Origin of the sequence: Streptomyces sp. NBC_00490, from assembly GCF_036013645.1 — a bacterium.
Lineage (GTDB): Bacteria > Actinomycetota > Actinomycetes > Streptomycetales > Streptomycetaceae > Streptomyces > Streptomyces canus_F.
Genome location: NZ_CP107869.1, coordinates 7,201,123 through 7,223,062, shown reverse-complemented (window position 1 = coordinate 7,223,062; position 21,940 = coordinate 7,201,123). Strand labels below are relative to the sequence as shown.

At 71.2% G+C, this 21,940-nt stretch carries 16 protein-coding genes; 4 read left to right on the top strand and 12 right to left on the bottom strand.

The genetic code is table 11. The features are described 5' to 3' along the window. Positions 1–291 precede the first annotated feature (291 nt). Complete coding sequence (locus tag OG381_RS33160) at positions 292–3,144, top strand: glycoside hydrolase family 3 C-terminal domain-containing protein (protein WP_327719677.1); 2,853 nt, start codon at positions 292–294, stop codon at positions 3,142–3,144. Positions 3,145–3,298: 154 nt separating this feature from the next. On the opposite strand, the gene OG381_RS33155 is transcribed toward OG381_RS33160, so the two are convergent. From OG381_RS33155 to OG381_RS33145, 3 genes are all read right to left on the bottom strand, one after another. Continuing rightward, a complete protein-coding gene (locus OG381_RS33155) occupies positions 3,299–4,744 on the bottom strand; it encodes an aldehyde dehydrogenase family protein (protein ID WP_327719676.1) in 1,446 nt (481 codons plus the stop codon). Positions 4,745–4,949: 205 nt separating this feature from the next. After that, the gene (locus tag OG381_RS33150; protein ID WP_327719675.1) at positions 4,950–6,536 is read right to left on the bottom strand and encodes a PucR family transcriptional regulator; all 1,587 of its coding nucleotides are present in this window, start codon (positions 6,534–6,536) and stop codon (positions 4,950–4,952) included. A 133-nt stretch (positions 6,537–6,669) separates the two neighbouring features. Further along, positions 6,670–9,084, bottom strand: a complete 2,415-nt coding sequence (locus tag OG381_RS33145) for an ATP/GTP-binding protein (RefSeq protein ID WP_327719674.1) — start codon at positions 9,082–9,084, stop codon at positions 6,670–6,672. 296 nt (positions 9,085–9,380) lie between these two features. On the opposite strand from OG381_RS33145, the gene gabT reads away from it, so the two are divergent. Continuing rightward, positions 9,381–10,715, top strand: coding sequence for a 4-aminobutyrate--2-oxoglutarate transaminase (gene gabT / locus OG381_RS33140; RefSeq protein WP_327719673.1), 1,335 nt, complete (start codon positions 9,381–9,383; stop codon positions 10,713–10,715). Between the two features lie 191 nt (positions 10,716–10,906). Continuing rightward, positions 10,907–11,776 carry a phosphatase PAP2 family protein gene (locus OG381_RS33135; RefSeq protein ID WP_443061951.1) on the top strand — a complete coding sequence of 290 codons (870 nt, stop codon included), beginning with the start codon at positions 10,907–10,909 and terminating at the stop codon, positions 11,774–11,776. On the opposite strand, the gene OG381_RS33130 is transcribed toward OG381_RS33135, so the two are convergent. The 8 genes from OG381_RS33130 to OG381_RS33095 form a co-directional block, all read right to left on the bottom strand. Continuing rightward, positions 11,701–11,883, bottom strand: a complete 183-nt coding sequence (locus OG381_RS33130; RefSeq protein ID WP_327722613.1) for a hypothetical protein — start codon at positions 11,881–11,883, stop codon at positions 11,701–11,703. The two genes, OG381_RS33135 and OG381_RS33130, sit on opposite strands and share 76 nt — an antisense overlap. A 217-nt stretch (positions 11,884–12,100) precedes the next feature. Then, complete coding sequence (locus tag OG381_RS33125) at positions 12,101–12,553, bottom strand: hypothetical protein (protein ID WP_327719672.1); 453 nt, start codon at positions 12,551–12,553, stop codon at positions 12,101–12,103. 192 nt (positions 12,554–12,745) lie between these two features. Further along, positions 12,746–14,173: an NAD(P)/FAD-dependent oxidoreductase gene (locus tag OG381_RS33120; protein WP_327719671.1), complete on the bottom strand. Its 1,428-nt coding sequence runs from the start codon at positions 14,171–14,173 to the stop codon at positions 12,746–12,748. A 29-nt stretch (positions 14,174–14,202) separates the two neighbouring features. After that, entirely contained in the window at positions 14,203–15,003 is an 801-nt protein-coding gene (locus OG381_RS33115) for an ABC transporter permease (RefSeq protein WP_307025278.1), read from the bottom strand. After that, positions 15,004–15,933, bottom strand: a complete 930-nt coding sequence (locus OG381_RS33110) for an ABC transporter permease (RefSeq protein WP_327719670.1) — start codon at positions 15,931–15,933, stop codon at positions 15,004–15,006. Continuing rightward, positions 15,933–17,096: an ABC transporter ATP-binding protein gene (locus tag OG381_RS33105; RefSeq protein ID WP_327719669.1), complete on the bottom strand. Its 1,164-nt coding sequence runs from the start codon at positions 17,094–17,096 to the stop codon at positions 15,933–15,935. Before OG381_RS33105 ends, OG381_RS33110 begins: the two co-directional genes overlap by 1 nt. Continuing rightward, a complete protein-coding gene (locus OG381_RS33100) occupies positions 17,093–18,340 on the bottom strand; it encodes a polyamine ABC transporter substrate-binding protein (protein ID WP_327719668.1) in 1,248 nt (415 codons plus the stop codon). The genes OG381_RS33105 and OG381_RS33100 overlap by 4 nt, the downstream gene beginning before the upstream one ends. A 54-nt stretch (positions 18,341–18,394) precedes the next feature. Beyond that, complete coding sequence (locus OG381_RS33095; protein ID WP_327719667.1) at positions 18,395–19,930, bottom strand: gamma-aminobutyraldehyde dehydrogenase; 1,536 nt, start codon at positions 19,928–19,930, stop codon at positions 18,395–18,397. A gap of 208 nt (positions 19,931–20,138) precedes the next feature. On the opposite strand from OG381_RS33095, the gene OG381_RS33090 reads away from it, so the two are divergent. Continuing rightward, a complete protein-coding gene (locus OG381_RS33090) occupies positions 20,139–20,705 on the top strand; it encodes an NADAR family protein (protein WP_327719666.1) in 567 nt (188 codons plus the stop codon). Positions 20,706–21,013: 308 nt separating this feature from the next. On the opposite strand, the gene OG381_RS33085 is transcribed toward OG381_RS33090, so the two are convergent. Next, positions 21,014–21,934, bottom strand: coding sequence for a DUF4190 domain-containing protein (locus OG381_RS33085; RefSeq protein ID WP_327719665.1), 921 nt, complete (start codon positions 21,932–21,934; stop codon positions 21,014–21,016). Positions 21,935–21,940 lie beyond the last annotated feature (6 nt).

The window sequence follows — 21,940 nt, the reverse complement described above, 5'->3', positions numbered from 1 at the left end:
CGGAGGAGCCGTCGGCTGCGGTGTCTTGAGTGGAACTGGCTGAGCTGAAGCGTTCTTTCGACGTCTACGGTCACCGTGTAGTCGAAGCGCTTCGATGTTGCTGTGAGGTTAAGTGAAGCCCTGTGGGTGCACAAGAGTCGTTCCCAATATTCCTCGGAGGCAGGGGAGGCGACCTTTTCTTATGCACCGCTTGAAGTGATGGCGCTGCTCCCTTGACACCCACCCCAATGTCGAATGAGCATCGAAGCGCTTCGAAAGGGCTCGACCGCTCCACTCCAAGGGGAACCCCACGTGACCGCACAGCCGCCGCCCACGCCGCCTTTCCGCGATCCGCATCTGCCGTTCGCGAAGCGCATCGACGATCTGCTGTCGCGGCTCGCCCTCGACGAGAAGATCGGGTTCCTGCACCAGTTCGCCCCGGCCGTCGAGCGGCTCGGCGTCGGCGCCTTCCGCACCGGCCAGGAGGCCCTGCACGGGGTCGCCTGGATGGGCCCGGCGACGGTGTTCCCGCAGGCGGTGGGCCTGGGCGCGACCTGGAACACCGATCTCGTACGACGGGTCGGCGAGGCCGTCTCCAAGGAGGTCCGCGCGATGCGGGCCCGCGACGACCGCATCGGCCTCAACGTCTGGTCCCCGACGGTGAACCTCCTGCGCCACCCCCTGTGGGGCCGCAACGAGGAGGGCTACTCGGAGGACCCGAAGCTCACCTCGGCGATCGCCGTCGCGTACACCCGCGGGCTGCGCGGCGACCATCCGACGTACTGGCGCACCGCCCCCGTCCTCAAGCACTGGCTCGCCCACAACAACGAGACGGACCGGGCCACTTCGTCCAGCTCGGTCCGCCCGCGCGTGCTGCACGAGTACGACCTGCGCGCCTTCCGCGAGACCGTCGAGGCGGGCGCGGTGGCCGGGGTGATGCCCGCGTACAACCTGGTCAACGGCCGCCCGAACCACGTGAGTCCGTATCTGCGCGAGCACCTGCGCACCTGGACGGACGAGGATCTGCTCGTCTGCTCGGACGCGGGCGCGCCCTCCAACCTGGTCGATCACGAGCACTACTACGACACCCACGAGGAGGCCACCGCGGCCTCGCTCCTGGCCGGCGTCGACAGCTTCACCGACCACGGCACCGACAGCTCGCAGATCACCGGACGGGTCAGGAAGGCGTACGAACAGGGCCTGTTGACCGAGGCCGACATCGACACGGCGGTCCGCCGCCAGCTCTCGGTCCGCTTCCGCCTCGGTGAGTTCGACCCGCAGTACGACCCGCACGCGCTGACCCGGGACTTCGACACCCCGGCCCACCGCGCCCTCGCGCAGGAGGCGGCCGAGCAGTCGGTCGTCCTGCTGCGCAACGACGGTGTGCTGCCGCTCGCCCCGGACACCCGGCTCGCCGTGGTCGGTCTGCTCGCCGACGAGTGCAAGCTCGACTGGTACAGCGGCACGCTGATCCATCGCTCCACCCCGCTGGAGGGCCTGTACGAGCGGTTCGGCGCCGACCGGATCGAGTTCGCGGAGGGCGTGGACCGGGTCCTGCTGAAGACGTCCGACGGAACCTTCCTCCACGTGCCCGAAGCGAACGCCGACGACGAGGTGCGCGGCGCCGAGGGTGCCCTCGACCCCGCGCTGCTGGCGGGCCGCACGGATCTCCCGCCGCTCACCACCCACGCGGTCGGCACCGAGCTCGCCCTGGTCGACTGGGGCGAGGGCGTGCTGACCCTGCGCGCGCCCGACGGCCGCTATCTCTCGGTCGCCGAGGACGGCTATGTGCGCGCCTCCGCCGACCAGCCCGGAGGCTGGATCGTCCAGGAGACATTCCGGCTGGAACCCCATGGGAACGGACACCTCCTCAGGCATGTCGGCACGGGTCGCCACGTCGCTGTCGGCGCCGACGGAGTAAAGGTTGCCGATGAAAACGCGGAACTCGGCGATCAGCCCGAAATCTTCACGCTGATCGTCGCCGAGCACGGCAGGGACGCGGTCTCCAGGGCCGCCGCCGACGCCGATGTGGTGCTGGTGGTGGCGGGCAACGACCCGCACATCGAGGGCCGCGAGACCGAGGACCGCAGGACCCTCGCCCTCCCCGCCCACCAGGACCGCCTGCTGCGGGCGGCCCGCGCCGCCAACCCGAACACGGTGCTGGCCCTGGTCTCCGCCTACCCGTACACGTTCCAGCCGGGCCCGCTGCGGGCCGCGCTCTGGATGTCCCACGGCGGCCAGGCGGCGGGTACCGCGCTGGCCCGGGTCCTGGCCGGCGACGTCTCCCCCGCGGGCCGCCTCCCGCAGACCTGGTACGCCGACGACGCCGACCTGCCCGACCTGCTGGACTACGACGTGCTCGGCGGCCGCCAGACGTACCTGTACTACGAGGGCACCCCGCTGTTCCCCTTCGGGCACGGCCTGTCGTACGCGTCCTTCTCCTACGGCGATCTCACGTCCCGCACGGAGGACGGGACGTTGCAGGTCTCCTTCACGGTCAGGAACACGGGTGACGTGACGGCCGACGAGGTCGCCCAGCTCTACGCCCGCGCCGTGGACCCCTCGGTCCCGCGCCCGCGCCGCGAGCTGGTGGCCCACCGCAGGGTCACGCTCGCCCCCGGCGAGACGGCGGAGCTGTCCTTCGAAGTCCCGCTGTCCGCCTTCGAGTTCTGGGACGTGGCACACGGCCGGTGGCGCCTGGAGCCGGGGCCGTACGACCTGATGGCGGCCGCGTCCAGTGAGGATGTGCGACTGCGTACGACGGTTCTCCTGGACGGCGAGCCGGGCGGGCCGCGCCCCGTCGTCGAACGGGGCCTGGACGGGGCCGACTTCGACGAGCAGAGCGGTGTCGCGATCGTCGACCGGACGAAGGCGGCCGGCGACGCGGTGACGCCGGCGAACGGCGGGGTGGCCGAACTGGTCTACCGGGCCTGTGACTTCGGGGCGGGCGTCACAGAGGTGACGGTGTCCGTGGCGGGCGAGGGCGCGGTGGAGATCTCGCTCGACGGTGGCCCGGCGCTCGCGACGCTGTCACCGAAGACGCCCACGTCGGGGCCGTACGACTACGTCACGCTCCGCACCGGGCTCACCGCCTCCGGTGTGCACGACGTCCACCTCAGGCTGCGCGGCCCGCTGCGGCACGCGCGTGCCGGCTTCTCCGGCTGAGGGTCCGGAGGAGTTCGGCACAAAGAAGGGGCCCGGCACCGGAAGGCATCGGTGCCGGGCCCCTTCGGGACGGTGAGCCACCGTCGCTGCGACGACCTTAGCTGAAAATGGTTCCCATTAGCTAGAGGCGCTGTGCACGGATGTACCCGCAGGGTCAGAGGGCGAGCCCGGTGAGGACGAGGACCCGCTCGTAGGTGTAGTCGTCCATCGCGAACTTCACGCCCTCGCGGCCCACACCGGACTGCTTGGCGCCGCCGTACGGCATCTGGTCGGCGCGGTAGGAGGGCACGTCGCCGATGACGACGCCGCCGACCTCGAGCGCGCGGTGGGCGCGGAAGGCGACCTGGAGGTCGTGCGTGAACACGCCCGCCTGGAGGCCGTACTTGGAGTCGTTGGCGGCCGCGAAGGCCTCGGCCTCGCCGTCCACCTTCTGCACGGTCAGGACCGGTCCGAAGACCTCCTCGCAGGAGATCGTCGTGTCGGCCGGTACGTCGGTGAGGACGGTCGGCGCGTAGGAGGCGCCGTCGCGCTTGCCACCGGTGAGGAGGGTGGCACCGGCGGCGACGGCCTCGTCCACCCACGTCTCGACACGCTTGGCGGCGTCCTCGCTGACCAGCGGGCCGACGTCGGTCTTGTCGTCGGACGGGTCGCCGGTGACCTGGGCCTCGACGGCGGCGACGATCCGGGGAAGCAGCCGGTCGTACACCGACGCGTCGGCGATGACCCGCTGCACGGAGATGCAGGACTGGCCGCCCTGGTAGTTGGAGAAGGTGGCGATACGGGTCGCGGCCCAGTCGAGGTCGGCGTCGGAGGCGTAGTCGCCGAGCACGACCGCCGCGCCGTTGCCGCCCAGCTCCAGGGTGCAGTGCTTGCGCGGCACCGAGTCCATGATCGCGTAGCCGACCTTCTCGGAACCGGTGAAGGAGATGACGGGCAGCCGCTCGTCCTGCACCAGGGCGGGCATCCGGTCGTTCGGGACGGGAAGGATGCTCCAGGAACCGGCCGGCAGCTCGGTCTCGGCGAGGAGTTCGCCGATGACGAGCCCGGAGAGCGGGGTGGCCGGGGCGGGCTTCAGGATGATCGGCACACCGGCCGCGATCGCCGGGGCGATCTTGTGGGCGCACAGGTTGAGCGGGAAGTTGAAGGGCGCGATGCCGAGGACGACGCCCTTCGGGAAGCGGCGGGTGAGCGCGAGCCGGCCCTGGCCGCCGAGGTCGGTGTCGAGGCGCTGGGCCTCGCCGCCGTTGAACCGGCGGGCCTCTTCGGCGGCGAACCGGAACACGGAGACGGCACGGCCGACCTCGCCCCGGGCCCACTTGACCGGCTTGCCGTTCTCGGCGGAGATCAGCTGGGCGATCTCCTCGGTGCGCTCGACGAGGCGGCGGCTCACGTGGTCGAGGGCGGCGGCGCGGATGTGGGCGGGCGTGGCGGCGAACTCGTCCCGTACGGCGTACGCGGCGGCGACGGCCTCCTCGGTCTGGGCGTCGCTCGGCACGCTGACCTTGCCGACGACCCGCCCGTCCCACGGCGAGCTGACATCGAAGCTGACCTCGCCGGCGACCTGGCGCCCGGCGAGCCAGAAGGCGTGGGTGGAAGTCATGTCCCGGCCCTTCCGCGTTGGGGGTGTGCGTTGGCTTTCGGGTCCACGGTAGGGGGGAGGGCGTGAAGGGACGTTTGTCCGGCGCGGAGTGGTGGGGGGCGGGGGCGCACCGGTTTGGCGGGGTGGGGGTGCGCGCCGGGCGGTTTTCGCCCCCGCCGCCCGTACCCGTCCCGTCCCTGGGGGCTGCCGCCCCCTCGACCCCCGGTCACTGCTCCGTCGACGTCGTCTTCAAGGCCAGCCAGAGTTCCATCCGTACGTCCGGGTCGTCCAGCGACCGTCCGAGGATCTCCTCCACGCGCCGCATCCGATACCGCAGGGTGTGCCGGTGCACGCCCAGGTCCGCGGCCGCCGCGTCCCACTGTCCGTGCCGCGACAGCCACGCCCGCAGCGAGGCCACCAGATCCCCCCGCCCCGTCGCGTCGTGGTCGTACAGCGCCCGCAGCAACCCGTCCGCGAAAGCCCGCACCGCGTCATCGGCCAGCAACGGCACCACCGACCCCGCCGCCAGCTGCTCGTGCTCCACACACACCCGCCCCCGCCGCCGCGCGACGGACAGCGCCTGCTCGGCCTGCTTGTAGGCGGCCGCCGCCGCGACCGGCCCGACCGGCGCCGACACCCCCACGACGAGCTCGTCCTCGCCCGCCGCGCCGCCCTGCTCCCCCACCGCCCGCCCGGCCTCCAGCCCGGCGGTGTACTCCCCGCACGCCCCGATCGCCGCGCCCCCGTCCACGGCCAGCACCACCAGCCGCTCCCCCTCCGGAACGACCAGCACGGCCTCCCCGGCCCGCGCGGCGGCGGACTCCACGACCTCGGCGAGGGCACCCAGAAGGTCGCCCTCCGCCGGAGCACGCCCCTCCTCGGCGACGACCATCCGGAACGGCGCGTCCAGCAGCGACCCGTACAGATCCCCGGCGACCGCCCGCGCATGGTCCGGCTCCCCGGCCAGCAGCATCCGCAGCACCGCCGCCCCGAGCCGCTGCTCGGCGGCGCGCAGGGACCGGGACCGCTCGGTGGTCAGGGTGAGCAGGGCGATCGCCGAGTGGACGGCGTACCGCTCCGCCGTCCCGGGCGCCGCCGCCGTGCCCACCGCGAGCGCGGCGCGCGGCCGGCGCCCGGTGCCCAGGGAGTGCAGTTCGACACGGTCCTCGTTGTCGGGGCCGCCGGCCACGGAGGAGGCCGGCGCGGGCCGCTCCCGCAGTCGCTCCACGTCCGCCGTGAGCCGTGCGGCCCGCCGCCCCGCCCACTCCGGCGCGGTGGCGACGACGGCACCGGACGCGTCGTACAGCGCCGCCCACCCGTCCACCTGCGAGGCGAGCGCGGACAGCAGCCCTTCGGGACCGTCCGTCAACGCCTGCCGGGTCAGCTCCCGCTGCGCGGCGAACCCGGCCGTCACGGCCCGGTACTGCTCGGCGGCGATGGCCGCGGAGACGGCCTTGCTGATGGCGAGGAAGGGGGTGCGCCGGGGCACTTCGAGCAGCGGGAGCCCCTCGCCCGCGGCGGCGTCGACGAGCGCCTCGGGAATGTCCTCGTAGTTGACCCCGACCGCGAACCCGAGCCCCACGACCCCCGCACCGACCAGCCGCTTCACATACCGCCGCATCGCCTGCGGATCCTCCGCGTCCAGCTTCAGCGCGGTGATCAGCAGCAGCTCCCCGCCCTCCATGTACGGCACGGGGTCGGCGAGCTCGCTGACATGCGCCCAGCGCACGGGAACGTCGAGCCGGTCCTCGCCCGCCCGCACGGTCAGCTTGAGCGCGGAGTGGTGGACGAGCGAGGCGAGCGTGGGTGGCATGGGGCCCTCAGGTCTACGGGGATCGGGCGTGCCCGGTGATCACTTGGCCGTCCTGTATGAACGGCCTGTGCCGATTCTGCCTCACCGTACGGTCACACCGTCACCGCAAACCCCCGGCACCGAAGGCCCCCGCCTAACCCCGTAGATCCACCAGCAACGGCGGCGCGTGCTCCCCCTTCGCCCCGGTCAGCGACAGCACCGCGTGCCCGGGCGGCACGGCGTGCGCCAGCTCGGAGGCGGACCACCGCTCCCGCTCGACCTGGCGGACGGTGACGGCCTCGGTCGTCACCGCCTTCCCGGTCACCAGCTTGCGCAGGGCGTGCATGGCCCGGGTCATCGGCTGATCGGCGAAGACCGTGTGCTGGGCGACGTCCTTCGTCTCCACCCACTCGGTGCCCCACGCCTCGGCGAAGCGGCTGCCGTCCCAGGTCGTCACCCCGGACAGCGCCATCCGGCAGCCGACCGCCCCGAACAGGGGCCCGTGCAGCGCCTCCGGAACGTCGGAGACCGTGCGCAGCGCGAGCACGACACCCGCGTTCTGCGAGCGCAGCCGCTGGAGCCACCGGACGGACTCGGGGGTCACGGTGCCGGTGGCGTCGTCGAGGACCAGACCGGCGAAGTGATCGCGGCCCCCCTCCCGTACGACGGCGGTGAACTGGGCCAGCACCAGCCGGGCGATCAGCCGGGACGCCTCCGCGTGACCACGGTCGGGCAGGTCGATCCGGACGCGCAGGGGGTGGTGGACGAGGGCGCGCAGCGAGAACGGACGGATCACGTCCGCGCCTGAGCCGGGCGCCCCGGCCGAGCCGAAGAAGCCGGCGAAGGCGGGCCGGTCCAGCAGGGCCAGCCGGTCGGCGAGGACGGGACCGGGGTCGCCGGGGTGGGCGCTCTGCCGTGCGCGGGCGTCGAGCTCGCGACGCATCCCCGCGAACCGCTCGTCCGCCAGCCGCTCGCGCAGTCCGGCGAGGACCGCGGGGTCCCCTTCCAGCAGTTCGCGCAGGACGGGCAGGAGCGGGAAGTGCCCGTACGCGGTCCGGTAGGGGCCGAGGAGCTGGGCGAGGGTCCGCGCCGCGCGCTCGGGGCTCACCGTGTCGAGGTCCCCGGCCAGGGCCTCGGCGAGGAGCGCGGCCGCCTCGTCGGGGTCGTCGGTCTCGGCGTACGGGTCGAGGTCGTGCACCGAGCCGGGGTCGCCGACGCGCACGACGACGTCGTACGACGTGTCCGCCCCGATCGGTGTGCCGGCGCCGCACACCGCGACGACGGCGCAACCGCCGGTGAGTGCCTGGAGGGTGAGGGACTCGGCCACCGGAGCGACCACCTGCCGGGTCTTGCCCGCGCCCGAGGGTCCGACGACCAGCAGCGAGGTGGCGAGGGTCTCCGGCCCGAGAGCCGCGCCCACGCCGCGGTACGCCCGCGGGGTGCGTTCGGCGGGGGCCCACTGTCCGATGCGGACCTGTCCGGTGAGCAGGTCGTGCCGGGCGGTGCGGCCCGCCAGGTCGCGGGCGCCGGAGGGGTGGGTGAGCGCGGCGGCGCCCTGGCGCAGCACGGTGTCCGTGAAGGCGGCGAGCCGTCCCTGGCCGCGGGCCCGTTTCCAGCCGCGCTCGATCCGGGCGCAGTCCACGTCGTTCATCCGCCCGGCCAGCACTTCGGCGGTGAGCAGGTCGGCCGCCTGGTGCTGCCCGGCCTCCCGCAGTCCGGGCCAGCGGGTGCGGGGCTGATCGGTGACGGGTGCGGGATCCTGTCCCTGCCGGGCCCGGCGTCGGGCCTCGAGCCGGGTACGGGCCAGGGACCACCAGCCGCCGATCCGGGCGAAGGGCCACAGGACGAGGGCGGTGACCAGGGCGTACAGCGTGTCCGTGGCCCAGGGCGAGGTGTAGACGCCGTATCCGCCGCTGAGGAGGGCGATGAGGGAGAACAGCGGGTTCACGACGGGCAGGGCGTCCCAGCCGACGCCGGGGAAGGCGTCCGGGAAGACGAAGCTGAGGGTGATGAGGGCGCCCAGCGCGGCCAGCAGGGCGCGGGCGGGCTGGGGCTTGCGGGTCACGAGGTGGCGCACGACGGCCGGCCAGCTGCCCAGGCGGCCCATCGTGTAGACGAGCACGGCGAAGAAGAGGCCGCTGTAGACCTCCAGGGCCTCGACGCCCGGGTACTCCAGCGACTGCCCCTCCAGCCGCTTCGGCGAGGCCATCGTGCCGCCCCACCACCAGTCGTCCGGGGTGAAGAGCCGCAGCAGCGTGAACTGGTACGGGAGCGCGCCGCGCCGCCAGAAGGACCACACCACCAGCGCCACGACGAACGGGATGAGCATGCCGGCGACGGTCAGCGGATTGAGCCGCTCCGCCTTCGAGGCGGCCTTCGGCATCCGGTAGCCGAAGCGCCAGATGCCGGGCTCGGTCTCGGGCCGGGCCTCGTCCAGCCAGTCGGCCACGGACGCGCCCGGGGTGTGCGCCGGCCGCGGCGGCGCGTGCGGCACGTCCGGCGGCCCCGCCGGACGCGGCACGGGGTTCGCATGCGTACCTCGCGCGTCCTGCGTCCCGTCCCTGTCCATCGCCCTCGTTCCCTGACCAGCCGTTCCGTCCACCATCAGCCGTCAATCTAACGCCCCCGCAAGGGGAGTTCACCGCTTACGCGGCCGACTTCCATGGAGCGGACGGTCGCCGTCCGGATCGTCCGCGGCCCCGCCGGTAGCGAGCCGGTCCGCGTCGCTATGTCCACGACGGACAAACCCGCACCCCCGACAACGCCCACATGGAGCATGCCCACCCCCCGTCCTCCGTCCTAGCCTGCGAGAAAAGAAGAGAAGCGTCCGCAAAGACCCCGTTCGCAACACCCCAGGAGCCCCTCATGAGCGCACTTCCGCAGGAGCGCCGGATCGTCACCGCCATCCCCGGCCCGAAGTCGCAGGAGCTGCAGGCCCGCCGCGTCGCCGCGGTCGCGCAGGGTGTCGGCTCGGTGCTGCCCGTGTTCACCGCGCGGGCGGGCGGCGGCATCATCGAGGACGTCGACGGCAACCGCCTGATCGACTTCGGTTCCGGCATCGCCGTGACGAGCGTCGGCGCCTCCGCCGAGGCCGTCGTACGCCGGGCCTCCGCCCAGCTCGCCGACTTCACGCACACCTGTTTCATGGTCACGCCGTACGAGGGGTACGTCGAGGTCGCCGAGGCCCTCGCCGAGCTCACGCCGGGTGACCACGCCAAGAAGTCCGCGCTGTTCAACAGCGGTGCCGAGGCCGTCGAGAACGCCGTCAAGATCGCCCGCGCCTACACCAAGCGCCAGGCCGTCGTCGTCTTCGACCACGGCTACCACGGCCGTACGAACCTGACGATGGCGCTGACCGCGAAGAACATGCCGTACAAGCACGGCTTCGGCCCCTTCGCGCCCGAGGTCTACCGGGTCCCGGTCGCCTACGGCTACCGCTGGCCGACCGGTCCGGACAACGCCGGTCCCGAGGCCGCCGCGCAGGCCATCGACCAGATCACCAAGCAGGTCGGCCCGGACAACGTCGCCGCGATCATCATCGAGCCGGTGCTCGGCGAGGGCGGCTTCATCGAGCCGGCCAAGGGCTTCCTGCCGGCGCTCAGCCAGTTCGCGAAGGACAACGGCATCGTCTTCGTCGCGGACGAGATCCAGTCCGGCTTCTGCCGTACCGGCCAGTGGTTCGCGTGCGAGGACGAGGGCATCGTCCCGGACCTGATCACCACCGCCAAGGGCATCGCGGGCGGTCTGCCGCTCGCCGCCGTCACCGGCCGCGCCGAGATCATGGACGCCGCGCACGCGGGTGGCCTGGGCGGTACCTACGGCGGCAACCCGGTCGCGTGTGCCGGTGCGCTCGGCTCGATCGAGACGATGAAGGAGCTCGACCTCAACGCCAGGGCGAAGAACATCGAGGCCACGATGAAGGCCCGGCTCACCGCGATGGCCGAGAAGTTCGACATCATCGGCGACGTCCGCGGCCGTGGCGCGATGATCGCCATCGAGCTCGTCAAGGACCGCGCCACCAAGGAGCCCAACGCGGAGGCGACCGCCGCCCTCGCCAAGGCCTGTCACCAGGAGGGCCTGCTGGTCCTGACCTGTGGCACCTACGGCAATGTGCTGCGTTTCCTGCCGCCGCTGGTCATCGGCGAGGACCTGCTCAACGAGGGCCTCGACATCATCGAGCAGGCCTTCGCACGCGTCTGACGCCCCAGGAGGAACACGGGGCACACCCCGGCCCAGGTCACACCCGTCGCACCCGCCCCAGCCCCGGATCCACAGCGGATTCCGGGTCTGGGGCGGCCGCCGTCAGAGCGTGTGAAGAACGTGTGCGGGGTCTCTGTCAGGACGCGATTCCAGCTGTCGCAGCCCCATCGGCTGTCGTAGGTTCTACCCAGATGAGAGATACACCCCGCCCACAGGGGACTGTGGGCGACATCAGGCCGGGGCCTCCCCAGCTTCGACCTGGTCGTGCCCTCGCGCACACAACCGGAGCCTCCGGCTCCGGATCTCCTCACCGATCGGACGGTCGCCCGCCCCAAACCCCCCGGGGCGCGCGACGATCCGGTCCGGACGGCCACCCCGGAACCACCCCCCCTGTTCCGGGGTGGCCGACCTCCTTCTCCACCTTCCTTCTTCTCGGCCTTCCGGCCGTCCTCTTCGCGCTGATCACCTGGCAGATCGTCGAGGACGGCCCTTTGGTGCGCCTGGACGAACGCGTCAGCCGCGCCCTGGTCCACCCCGACCGCGCCTCGGAACTCCTCGCCGACCTCGGCAATGTCCAGGTCGCCGTCCCGGTCCTGGCCCTGGCGCTCGGACACGCGGCCTGGCGGGCCCGCCGCGCCGGCACAGACCACTGGTGGCAGCCGTCCGCCGGCGCCGCGCTGCTGATGGCCCTGGTCCCCGCCCTCATCATCCCGATCAAGGAACTGACCGACCGCCCGGGCACCCCGGTCGTCCCTCCGGCCACCGGCTACTACCCGTCCGGCCACACGGCCACAGCGGCCGTCGCCTACGGTGCCGCGACCCTGCTCCTCCTCCCCTGGCTGCGCACCGGATGGCTCCGCCGCACGATCGTGTTCACGTACGGCGTCCTCGTCCTCGGCGTCTCCTACGGCCTGGTCCGCCGTGGCTACCACTGGCCACTGGACGTCGTGGCGAGCTGGTGCCTCTCCACCGTCCTGCTCACCGCTTACGTCCTGGCGGTCAGCCGAAGCAACCGTCGAGCGTCCGCCGGAACTCCCGGCTCCCGTACCGGTCCCCGTTGAGTTGGTGACTCGGAACGTCTTCGCCGCTCGGCCGCCAGGTTCCACACGTACCGGGCACGCGCGCAATGCGGCAGCATCTGCCGCTCCTGCGCGAGTGTCGGGTACATCCGGAAACGTGGCATGCCGCGAACCCGGCCACCCCGTTGCAGGTTCAGTCGTCTCATCCCGCCTCGACGTTTCGCTTGCCGCGACCGCGTCGGCCGCACGGGCGGCCGACGAGAGGTCTGAGCGATCCACAAGCCTCCGGAACTGGGGGAATGGGAGGGGTGGAACGCGCCCTATCCGGTCCCGACCGACTCAGCGGTCAAGACCTCCCGCGGTCGGCTACCCGTCCCCCTCCGTGGCCAGACCCGCCGCCGCCTCGTGCATCGCCAGTTCGAGGAGTGCCGGGTCGGTGAGGGTGCCGGAACCGTCCGGGGGGACCAGCCAGCGGACGCCGCCGGTGGAGCGGCCCGGGTACGGCACCACGATCCAGGTGCCGACGCCGGCCGTGCGGATGCCCGTGCCGACCCAGCGTGCGGCCGTACCGGGCGGCACGAGGAAGCCCATCCGGGCGTCGCCGAAGTCGACCAGCACCGGGCCGAGCTGGTCGATGATGCGGGTGAGGACGTCGAGCGTGGGATAACCGAGCTCGCCCGGCAGGATGAGCACGTCCCAGGCCTTGCCGGCGGGGAGCAGCGCGACCCCGAGGGGATTGCGCTCCCACTCCCAGCGGCAGGCTTCGGGATCCGGTGCCACCGATGCCAGCCACTCGACCGCCGTCTTCGCCCCAGTCATGAGAAGACCTCCCTGTTCCTCCGTGGACGCGGCTCGCGTCCACGAGGGAGAGGGAGGTCCCGGGCGTGCATTACGCGGGTTCCACAACCCCATTGGAGTGAACCGGATCACATGGGGGCGGGAAGGGCGGGCGGGTCGACGCCGGGTCACGCTGTACGCCGCCTGTCAGCGTCAGGCCGGGCCTCCGAGTGATCAGCTGTCGAAGCCGAGTCCCAGTCTGTCCATCGTCTTCAGCCACAGATTGCGCCGCCCGCCGTGCGCGTCCGCCCGTGCCAGCGACCACTTGGTCAGGGCGATGCCGGTCCACGCGAAGGGCTCGGGCGGGAACGGCAGCGGCTTCTTGCGGACCATCTCCAGCGAGGTCCGCTCCGTGGTCTCGCCGTCCAGCAGGTCCAGCATCACGTCCGCGCCGAACCGGGTCGCGCCGACGCCGAGTCCCGTGTAGCCGGCCGCGTAGGCCACGTTGCCGCGGTGCGCGGTGCCGAAGAACGCCGAGAAGCGTGAGCAGGTGTCGATCGCGCCGCCCCACGCGTGCGTGAAGCGGACGCCTTCGAGCTGCGGGAAGCAGGTGAAGAAGTGCTCGGCGAGCTTGGCGTACGTCTCCGGGCGGTCGTCGTACTCGGCGCGCACCCGGCCGCCGTAGTGGTGGACCGCGTCGTAGCCGCCCCACAGGATGCGGTTGTCGGCGGACAGCCGGAAGTAGTGGAACTGGTTGGCGCTGTCGCCGAGGCCCTGGCGGTTCTTCCAGCCGATCGCCGCGAGCTGCTCGCCGCTCAGCGGCTCGGTCATCAGCGCGTAGTCGTAGACCGGGACGGTGTACGACCGGACGCGCTTGACCAGGTTCGGGAAGATGTTGGTGCCGAGCGCGACCTTGCGGGCGCGGACCGAGCCGTAGGGGGTGCGTACGGCCATCCCGGCGCCGTACGGCTTCAGCGTCAGGGCGGGGGTGTGCTCGTGGACGCGGACGCCGAGTCGCACGCAGGCCCGCTTCAGGCCCCAGGCGAGCTTCGCCGGGTTGACCATGGCGACGCCCCGACGGTCGTACAGGCCCGCCTGGAATGTCGGTGAGTCGACTTGTTCCCGTACCGCCTCGGCGTCCAGGAACTCCACGCCCTCGGCGAGGCCCGCGCGCTCCATCTCCTCGTACCAGTCGCGCAGTTCCCACGCCTGGTACGTCTCGGTCGCGACGTCGATCTCGCCGGTGCGCTCGAAGTCGCAGTCGAGGGAGTAGCGGGCGACCGCCTTCTCGATCTCGTCGAGATTGCGGGCGCCCAGCTCCTCCAGCCGGTGGATCTCGTCCGGCCAGCGGGTCAGCCCGTTGCCCAGACCGTGGGTGAGGGAGGCGGCGCAGAAACCGCCGTTGCGGCCCGAGGCTGCCCAGCCCACCTCACGGCCCTCCAGCAGGACCACGTCCCGCTGCGGGTCGCGCTCCTTGGCGAGGAGCGCGGTCCACAGTCCGCTGTAACCACCGCCGACGACCAGCAGGTCGCAGGTCTCGGCGCCGGTGAGGGCGGGCTCGGGGTGCGGCTTGCCGGGGTCGTCCAGCCAGTACGGGACCGGCTGGGCGTCGGAAAGGGATTTCGTCCATTCACTGCCACGACTCATGGCGCTTGGGGCCATGATTTCAACTCCCTACAAGGGTTTTTCGGTTATGCCTTTTGCTTGTTACGGCGATTACTGATGACCATGGAGGCCAGAACGAGCAGTACGGCGACCAGGAACATGGCCGTACCGATCACATTGATCTGAACGGGTGTGCCGCGCTGTGCCGAACCCCAGACGAACATGGGGAAGGTGACGGTCGAACCCGCGTTGAAATTGGTGATGATGAAATCGTCGAAGGAAAGCGCGAAGGCGAGCAGCGCGCCCGCCGCGATGCCGGGGGCGGCGATCGGCAGGGTGACCCTGATGAAGGTCTGGAACGGGCCGGCGTAGAGGTCCTGGGCGGCCTGCTCCAGCCTCGGGTCCATCGACATCACGCGCGCCTTGACGGCGGTGACGACGAAGCTGAGGCAGAACATGATGTGGGCGATGAGGATCGTCCAGAAGCCCAGCTGCGCGCCCATGTTGAGGAACAGGGTGAGCAGCGAGGCGGCCATGACGACCTCGGGCATCGCCATCGGCAGGAAGATCAGCGAGTTCACGGCGCCGCGGGCACGGAAGCGGTAGCGGACCAGCGCGAAGGCGATCAGCGTGCCGAGGACGGTGGCGCCGATCGTCGCCCAGAACGCGATCTGGAGACTGATCGACAGTGAGCCGCACATGTCGGCGACACCGCACGGGTCTTTCCAGGCGTCCAGGGAGAACTGCTGCCATTCGTAGTTGAAGCGCCCCTTCGGATTGTTGAAGGAGAACACCGTCACGACGACGTTCGGCAGCAGGAGATATCCGAGTGTCAGCAGTCCCGCGATGACGACGAATTTGCGCTTGAGCCAGTTGACGAAGGCCATTTAAACCAGATCCTCCGTTCCGGACCTGCGGATGTAGACCGTGACCATGACGAGGATGGCGGCCATCAGGATGAAGGAGAGTGCCGCGGCCGTCGGATAGTCCAGGATCCGCAGGAACTGGGACTGGATGACGTTTCCGACCATGCGGGTGTCCGTCGAGCCGAGCAGGTCCGCGTTGACGTAGTCGCCGGCGGCCGGGATGAAGGTCAGCAGCGTGCCGGAGACGACACCCGGCATCGACAGCGGGAAGGTGACCTTCCGGAAGGTCGTGACCGGCTTGGCGTACAGGTCGCCCGCGGCCTCGTGGAGGCGGGTGTCGATGCGCTCCAGTGAGGTGTAGAGCGGAAGGATCATGAACGGCAGGAAGTTGTACGTCAGACCGCACACCACCGCCAGCGGTGTGGCCAGCACCCGGTCGCCGGAGGTCCAGCCGAGCCAGCTGGTGACGTCCAGGACGTGCAGGGTGTTGAGGGCGCCGACGACCGGGCCGCCGTCCGCGAGGATCGTCTTCCAGGCGAGGGTGCGGATCAGGAAGCTGGTGAAGAACGGCGCGATCACCAGGATCATGATCAGGTTCCGCCAGCGGCCCGCGCGGAAGGCGATCAGGTAGGCCAGCGGGTAGCCGAGGATCAGGCACAGGATCGTCGCCGAGCCCGCGTACAGGATCGAGCGCAGATACTGCGGCCAGTACTCGGACAGCGCGTCCCAGTATGTGGCGAAGTGCCAGGTGACCTTGTAGCCCTCCTCCAGGGAGCCCGTCTGCACGGACGTGGAGGCCTGGTAGACCATCGGCAGCGCGAAGAAGACCAGCAGCCACAGGATGCCGGGGAGCAGCAGCCAGTACGGCACGAGCCGGCCGCGTCTGCGCGGGGGCTTCTTCTCGGGCGCGGTCGGGGAGAGAGGCGGCGGCGCCTCGGTGAGGGTCGCCATCAGACCGCCGCCACTTCGTCGAGGCCGGCGTCGATGTCCTGCGCGGCGTCGAACCCGAAGGTGTGGGCCGGGCTCCAGTGCAGGACGACGTCGGCGCCGGGCACGAGCCGGGGGTCCCGCTCGATGTTCTGGACGTAGACCTCGAACTCGGGGCAGACCGCGCTGTCGATGACGTACTGCGTGGAGACGCCGATGAAGCTGCCGTTGGCGATCTTGCCGGTGATGCGGTTGCGGCCCTCGGGGATCTCGCCGGCGTCGTCGGCGTGGGTGAGGGAGATCTTCTCCGGGCGGACGCCGACCAGCACCTTGCCGCCGGTCTGTGTGGGCGCCGAGCACCGCGACTCGGGCAGGACGAGCTTGCCGCCGCCGGCCTTCAGGACGATGTCGTCGCCGCTCCTGGAGTCGACCTCCGCCTCGATCAGGTTCGACGTGCCGAGGAAGTTGGCGACGAACGTGGTGTTGGGGTTCTCGTACAGGTCGGTCGGCGAGCCGAGCTGCTCGACGCGGCCCGCGTTCATCACGGCGACCGTGTCGGCCATGGTCATGGCCTCCTCCTGGTCGTGCGTGACGTGGATGAAGGTGATGCCGACCTCGGTCTGGATGCGCTTGAGCTCCAGCTGCATCTGGCGGCGCAGCTTGAGGTCGAGGGCGCCGAGGGGCTCGTCGAGGAGGAGCACCTTGGGGGTGTTGATCAGCGCGCGGGCCACGGCGACCCGCTGCTGCTGGCCGCCGGAGAGCTGGTGCGGCTTCTTGCGGGCCTGCTCGCCGAGCTGGACGAGCTCCAGCATGTCCTCGACCTGCTTCTTCACCGACTTGATGCCACGCCGGCGCAGGCCGAAGGCGACGTTCTCGAAGATGTCGAGGTGCGGGAAGAGGGCGTAGGACTGGAAGACGGTGTTCACGGGCCGCTTGTAGGGCGGCAGGTCGGTGACGTCCTGCTCGCCGAGCGAGACGGTGCCCGTGGTGGGCTCCTCCAGCCCCGCGATCATCCGCAGGGTGGTGGTCTTGCCGCAGCCGGAGGCGCCGAGCAGGGCGAAGAAGGAGCCCTGCGGCACGGTCAGGTCCAGCGGCTTCACGGCGGTGAAGCCGTTGTCGTACGTCTTGCTGATGCCCGAAAGGCGGACGTCGCCGGTGTTGTCTGTCTTGTTCGTCACGGTGGTCACGCCCCAGTCAGCTTCGCGAACTTCTCTTCGAACTCGGTCTCTTCCTTCGAGCTCAGCGAGCGGAAGGCGTGGGACTTCGCGGCCATGGCCTTGTCCGGGATGATCAGCGGGTTGTTCGCCGCATCCGGGTCGAGCTTCTCCAGCTCGGCCTTCACCCCGTCGACGGGCGTCACGTAGTTGATGTACGCGGCGAGCTCGGCGGCCGGCTTCGGCTCGTAGTAGTAGTCGATGAGCCGCTCGGCGTTCGTCTTGTGACGGGCCTTGTTGGGGATCAGGAAGTTGTCGGTCGACGTGATGTACCCGCTGTCCGGGATCAGGAAGTCGATGTCCGGGCTGTCCGCCTTCAGCTGGACGACGTCACCGGCCCAGGCGATACAGGCGGCGAAGTCGCCGCTGCTCAGGTCGGAGGTGTAGTCGTTGCCGGTGAAGCGGCGGATCTGGCCCTTGTCGACGGCCTTCTGGATGCGGGCGACGGCCGCGTCGTAGTCGTCGGCGGTGAAGTTCCCCGGGTCCTTGCCCATGTCGAGCAGGGTCATGCCGATGCTGTCGCGCATCTCCGACAGGAAGCCGACCTTGCCCTTGAGCTTGGGGTTGTCGAGCAGGTCGGAGAGGGACTTCACCTCGACGCCGTCGAGGGCCTTCTTGTTGTACGCGATGACGGTCGAGATGCCCTGCCACACGTACGAGTGGGCACGGCCGGGGTCCCAGTCGGGGTCGCGGAACTGCGCCGACAGGTTGGTGTACGCATGGGGCAGGTTCGACGGGTCCAGTTTCTGGACCCACCCGAGGCGGATCAGCCGGGCCGCGAGCCAGTCGGTGAGGACGATGATGTCGCGGCCGGTGTCCTGGCCGGCGGCGAGCTGCGGCTTGATCTTGCCGAAGAACTCGACGTTGTCGTTGATGTCCTCGGTGTACTTGACCGTGATGCCGGTCCGCTGCTTGAACTGGTCGAGCGTGGGGTGGTGCTTCTCGCTCTCGTCCACGTCGATGTACTCGGTCCAGTTGGAGAAGTTGACGATCTTCTCCTTCGCCGAGTGGTCCTCCGCGGAGACTCCGCCCTTGGTGTTGCCCGCCGCGGGGATCCCGCAGCCGGTCAGCGCTCCGAGGCCGCCGACCGCGAGTGCGCCGCCCGCGGAGGCGCGCAACAGCGACCGCCGGGTCATGGCGGCCCGGCCGCTCTGGAAGCTGCGCCGCATGGCGGCCACTTGGGCCGGGCTCAGGCGGTCGGGCTCGTACTGCTCCATGCGCGTGGTGCCCTTTCGGGAGGATCGGCCGCGGGTCGGGCGGCCTGGTTACGGCTATCGGTCCCCGAAGATCGTGCGGTGCCAGTCCTTCCTGACGACCGCCGTGTTGTCGAACATGACGTGCTTGATCTGGGTGTACTCCTCGAACGAGTACGAGGACATGTCCTTGCCGAAGCCGGACGCCTTGTACCCGCCATGGGGCATCTCGCTGATGATCGGGATGTGGTCGTTGACCCACACACAGCCCGCCTTGATCTCGCGGGTGGCGCGGTTCGCCCGGTAGACGTCGCGGCTCCAGGCGGAGGCGGCGAGTCCGTACGGGGTGTCGTTGGCGAGCCGGATCCCCTCGTCGTCACTGTCGAAGGGCAGCACCACGAGGACGGGTCCGAAGAGCTCGGACTGGACGATCTCGCTGTCCTGGGCGGCGTCGGCGACCAGGGTGGGGCGATAGTACGCGCCGTTCTTGAGAGCTCCCTGAGGAGCCTCCCCGCCGGTCACCACGCGCGCGTAGCCACGCGCACGGTCGACGAAGGCGGCGACCCGGTCCCGCTGGACGTGCGAGATGAGCGGGCCGAGATCGGTACCGGGGGCGAAGGGGTCACCGAGCCGGACCTGGGCCATGAGCTCGGCCGTCCGCTCCACGAACGCCTCGTAGAGCGGACGTTGCACGTACGCGCGCGTGGCGGCGGTGCAGTCCTGGCCGGTGTTGATGAGCGAGCCCGCGACGGCGCCGTTGACGGCGGCGTCCAGGTCGGCGTCGTCGAAGACCACGAAGGGCGCCTTGCCGCCGAGCTCCAGGTGGATGCGCTTGACGGTGGCGGTGGCGATCTCGGCGACCCGCTTGCCGACGGCGGTGGACCCGGTGAAGGAGGTCATGGCGACGTCGGGGTGCCCGACCAGATGCTCGCCCGCCTCCTTCCCGGTCCCGGAGACGATGTTGATGACACCGTCGGGGATCCCGGCGTCGGTGGCGGCCTGCGCGAAGAGCAGCGAGGTCAGGGGGGTGAGCTCGGCGGGCTTGAGCACGATCGTGTTGCCCGCGGCGATCGCCGGGAGGACCTTCCAGGCGGCCATCTGCAGCGGGTAGTTCCAGGGCGCGATGGAGCCGACGACACCGATGGGCTCACGGCGGACGTACGAGGTGTGGTCGCCGGAGTACTCACCGGCCGACTGCCCCTGCAGATGCCGGGCCGCGCCCGCGAAGAAGGCGGTGTTGTCGATGGTCCCCGGCACGTCGAACTCACGCGTCAGCTTCAGCGGCTTGCCGCACTGGAGGGACTCGGCGCGGGCGAAATCCTCGGCACGGTCGGCGAGCACGGCGGCGAAGCGGTGCAGCGCGTCCGAGCGCTCGCCGGGCGTCGTGGCGGCCCAGGCCGGGAAGGCCTCGCGCGCGGCGGCGACGGCCGCGTCCACGTCGGCGGTGCTCGCCAGTTCGTAGGTGTAGACCTCCTCGCCGGTCGCGGGGTCGACGACCGCGTGTGTCCGTCCTGAGGTGCCCTTGGTGAGACGGCCCGCGATGTACTGCGCACCGTCCGCGAAGCGCTCCTGCGCGGGGAACCGGTCCGGGGTGGCGTTGCCCGGGTTGTGCATGTCGCTCTCCTCCGCCGCCGGCCCACGTTCCCGTAGGCGGGGCGTAGCTCCAGCTCGATTTGAGTGCCGATCCTGACAGAGCAAGTGGCGTCCGACAAGGGATTCCGTTGTTGCCTTTTAGTTACGCGACGAAATCTGTCGACCAGGTGTCGAGCCGGCCTGGAAAAGCCAGGACGGAGTGTCAGTGGTGCCTGCCAGACTCGCATGCATGACGAAGATCGATTCTCGGGACACCCTGGTCAGGGCGGTCCGGGCGGGGGCGAGGGTCAAGTACCTCCACTTCTGGGGACACCGTCCGCTGCCGGACGGCCGGATCGGGGCGAGCTGTCTGAGCCAGTGGTGGCCGTCACCGTTCGTGGTGGACGGAGTGACCTATGCGACCGCCGAGCACTGGATGATGGCGGGCAAGGCGCGGCTGTTCGGCGACACGGAGGCGGAACGGCGGGTGCTGGCCGCGGACCATCCCTCGGTCGCGAAGAGGGAAGGGCGCCTGGTCCGGGGCTTCGACGAGGCTGCCTGGGAGCGCGAGCGCTTCGCGATCGTCGTCGAGGGCAGCGTGCACAAGTTCGACGCGGACGACGCGCTGCGGTCGTTCCTCCTGGGCACCGGGGAGCGGGTACTGGTGGAGGCCAGCCCGGTGGACCGCGTGTGGGGGATCGGACTCGCGGCCACGGACGAGGGCGCGCTGGATCCGGAGCGCTGGCGGGGGCCGAATCTGCTGGGGTTCGCGCTGATGGAGGCGCGGGATCGGTTGCGGGGTACCGGCGGCGCTTAGGCGGAACGGGGTTGGGGTGCCTGCGGGGGGTGAGATCGGCGGGGGATGGTGGGGCCCGCGGAGGACCGGGCTCGCGGCTGTGGCGGGGGCGCATCCGCGGGGGCGCGTTGGCGGAGACGCGGGATCGGGTGCGGGCGGGGGCGGGCGGCGCCGAAGCGGACCAGGTCGGGCATCTGCGGCCGGTGAGGCCTGCAAGGGATCGGGCTCGTGGTGTCAGCCGGAGCCGTGGCGGGGGCCGAATCCGCTGGGGTTCGCGTCAGTGGACGCGCGGGCCGGTCGCGCCCGCGCTGCGGCACGACCCCCTGCCCCTACGTCACCACCAGCAGTACGACCATGCCGATGCCCAGTGCGATGCCCGCGGCCCCGCAGATGATCCCGGCCAGGGCCTGACCGGGGTTGGTGGCCACTCCCCTGCGGGCCTTGCCGCGACCGATCGCACCGAAGATCACGCCGAGAACGCCGAGGACGATCGCCAGCGGCCAGAGGCAGAACACGAGGGCCGAGAGAATGCCGAGCACGAGCCCGGCGGTGCCCATGCCGTTGCTGGGCAGGGGCTGCATGCCGGGCCAGCCGTAGTAGCCCTGCGGTGCGGCGCCCGGGTGGCCGTACCCACCGCCCGGATAGCCGTAGGGCACCTGCCCCGGACCGTCGGGGGCGATGGGCGGCGGCGGGACATGACTGTCCTGGGCGTAGGGGGCGGGACCGGCCGGGGCCGCGAACGGGTTCGGCGGCGGCGCGAACGGGGTGGCGGGGGTGGTATGCCCTGGCGGGGCGAAAGGGTTGGTCCAGGGCTGCGCGGGGGGCGTGGCGGCCGTGCCGTCCGCTCCCGGCATCGAGGTGACCGTCCGCTGGTCGTGGGCGGAAGGGGGCGGCCAGGCGTGGGCGCCCCCGATCGGGGTGAAGGGGGACGCGGACACATCGCCGGACGACGAGGCGGGCGCGTGCCCGGAGGACGGAGTCGGCCTCTCGGCGGTCGGGTTCTCGGCGGTCGGTTCCGCACCGGCCACCCCACCGACCGCACCACCGGTCGCCCCGAACGTCGTGTCTCCCGACGGCGCGAGCGGCACCTCCTCCGCGGTAGCGGTCGGCTCGGCCGTCCCGTCGCTCGCCGGGGACGCCCAGGGCCCCCGCTCCCCTGACGCGTCGCCCTTGTCCAGCCCCACCTTCGGAGCCGACGGCGTAGTCGGCCGCGGTGTCTCGTCCTCCGGCGGCCGCGCCTCGTCGGACATGCCCGG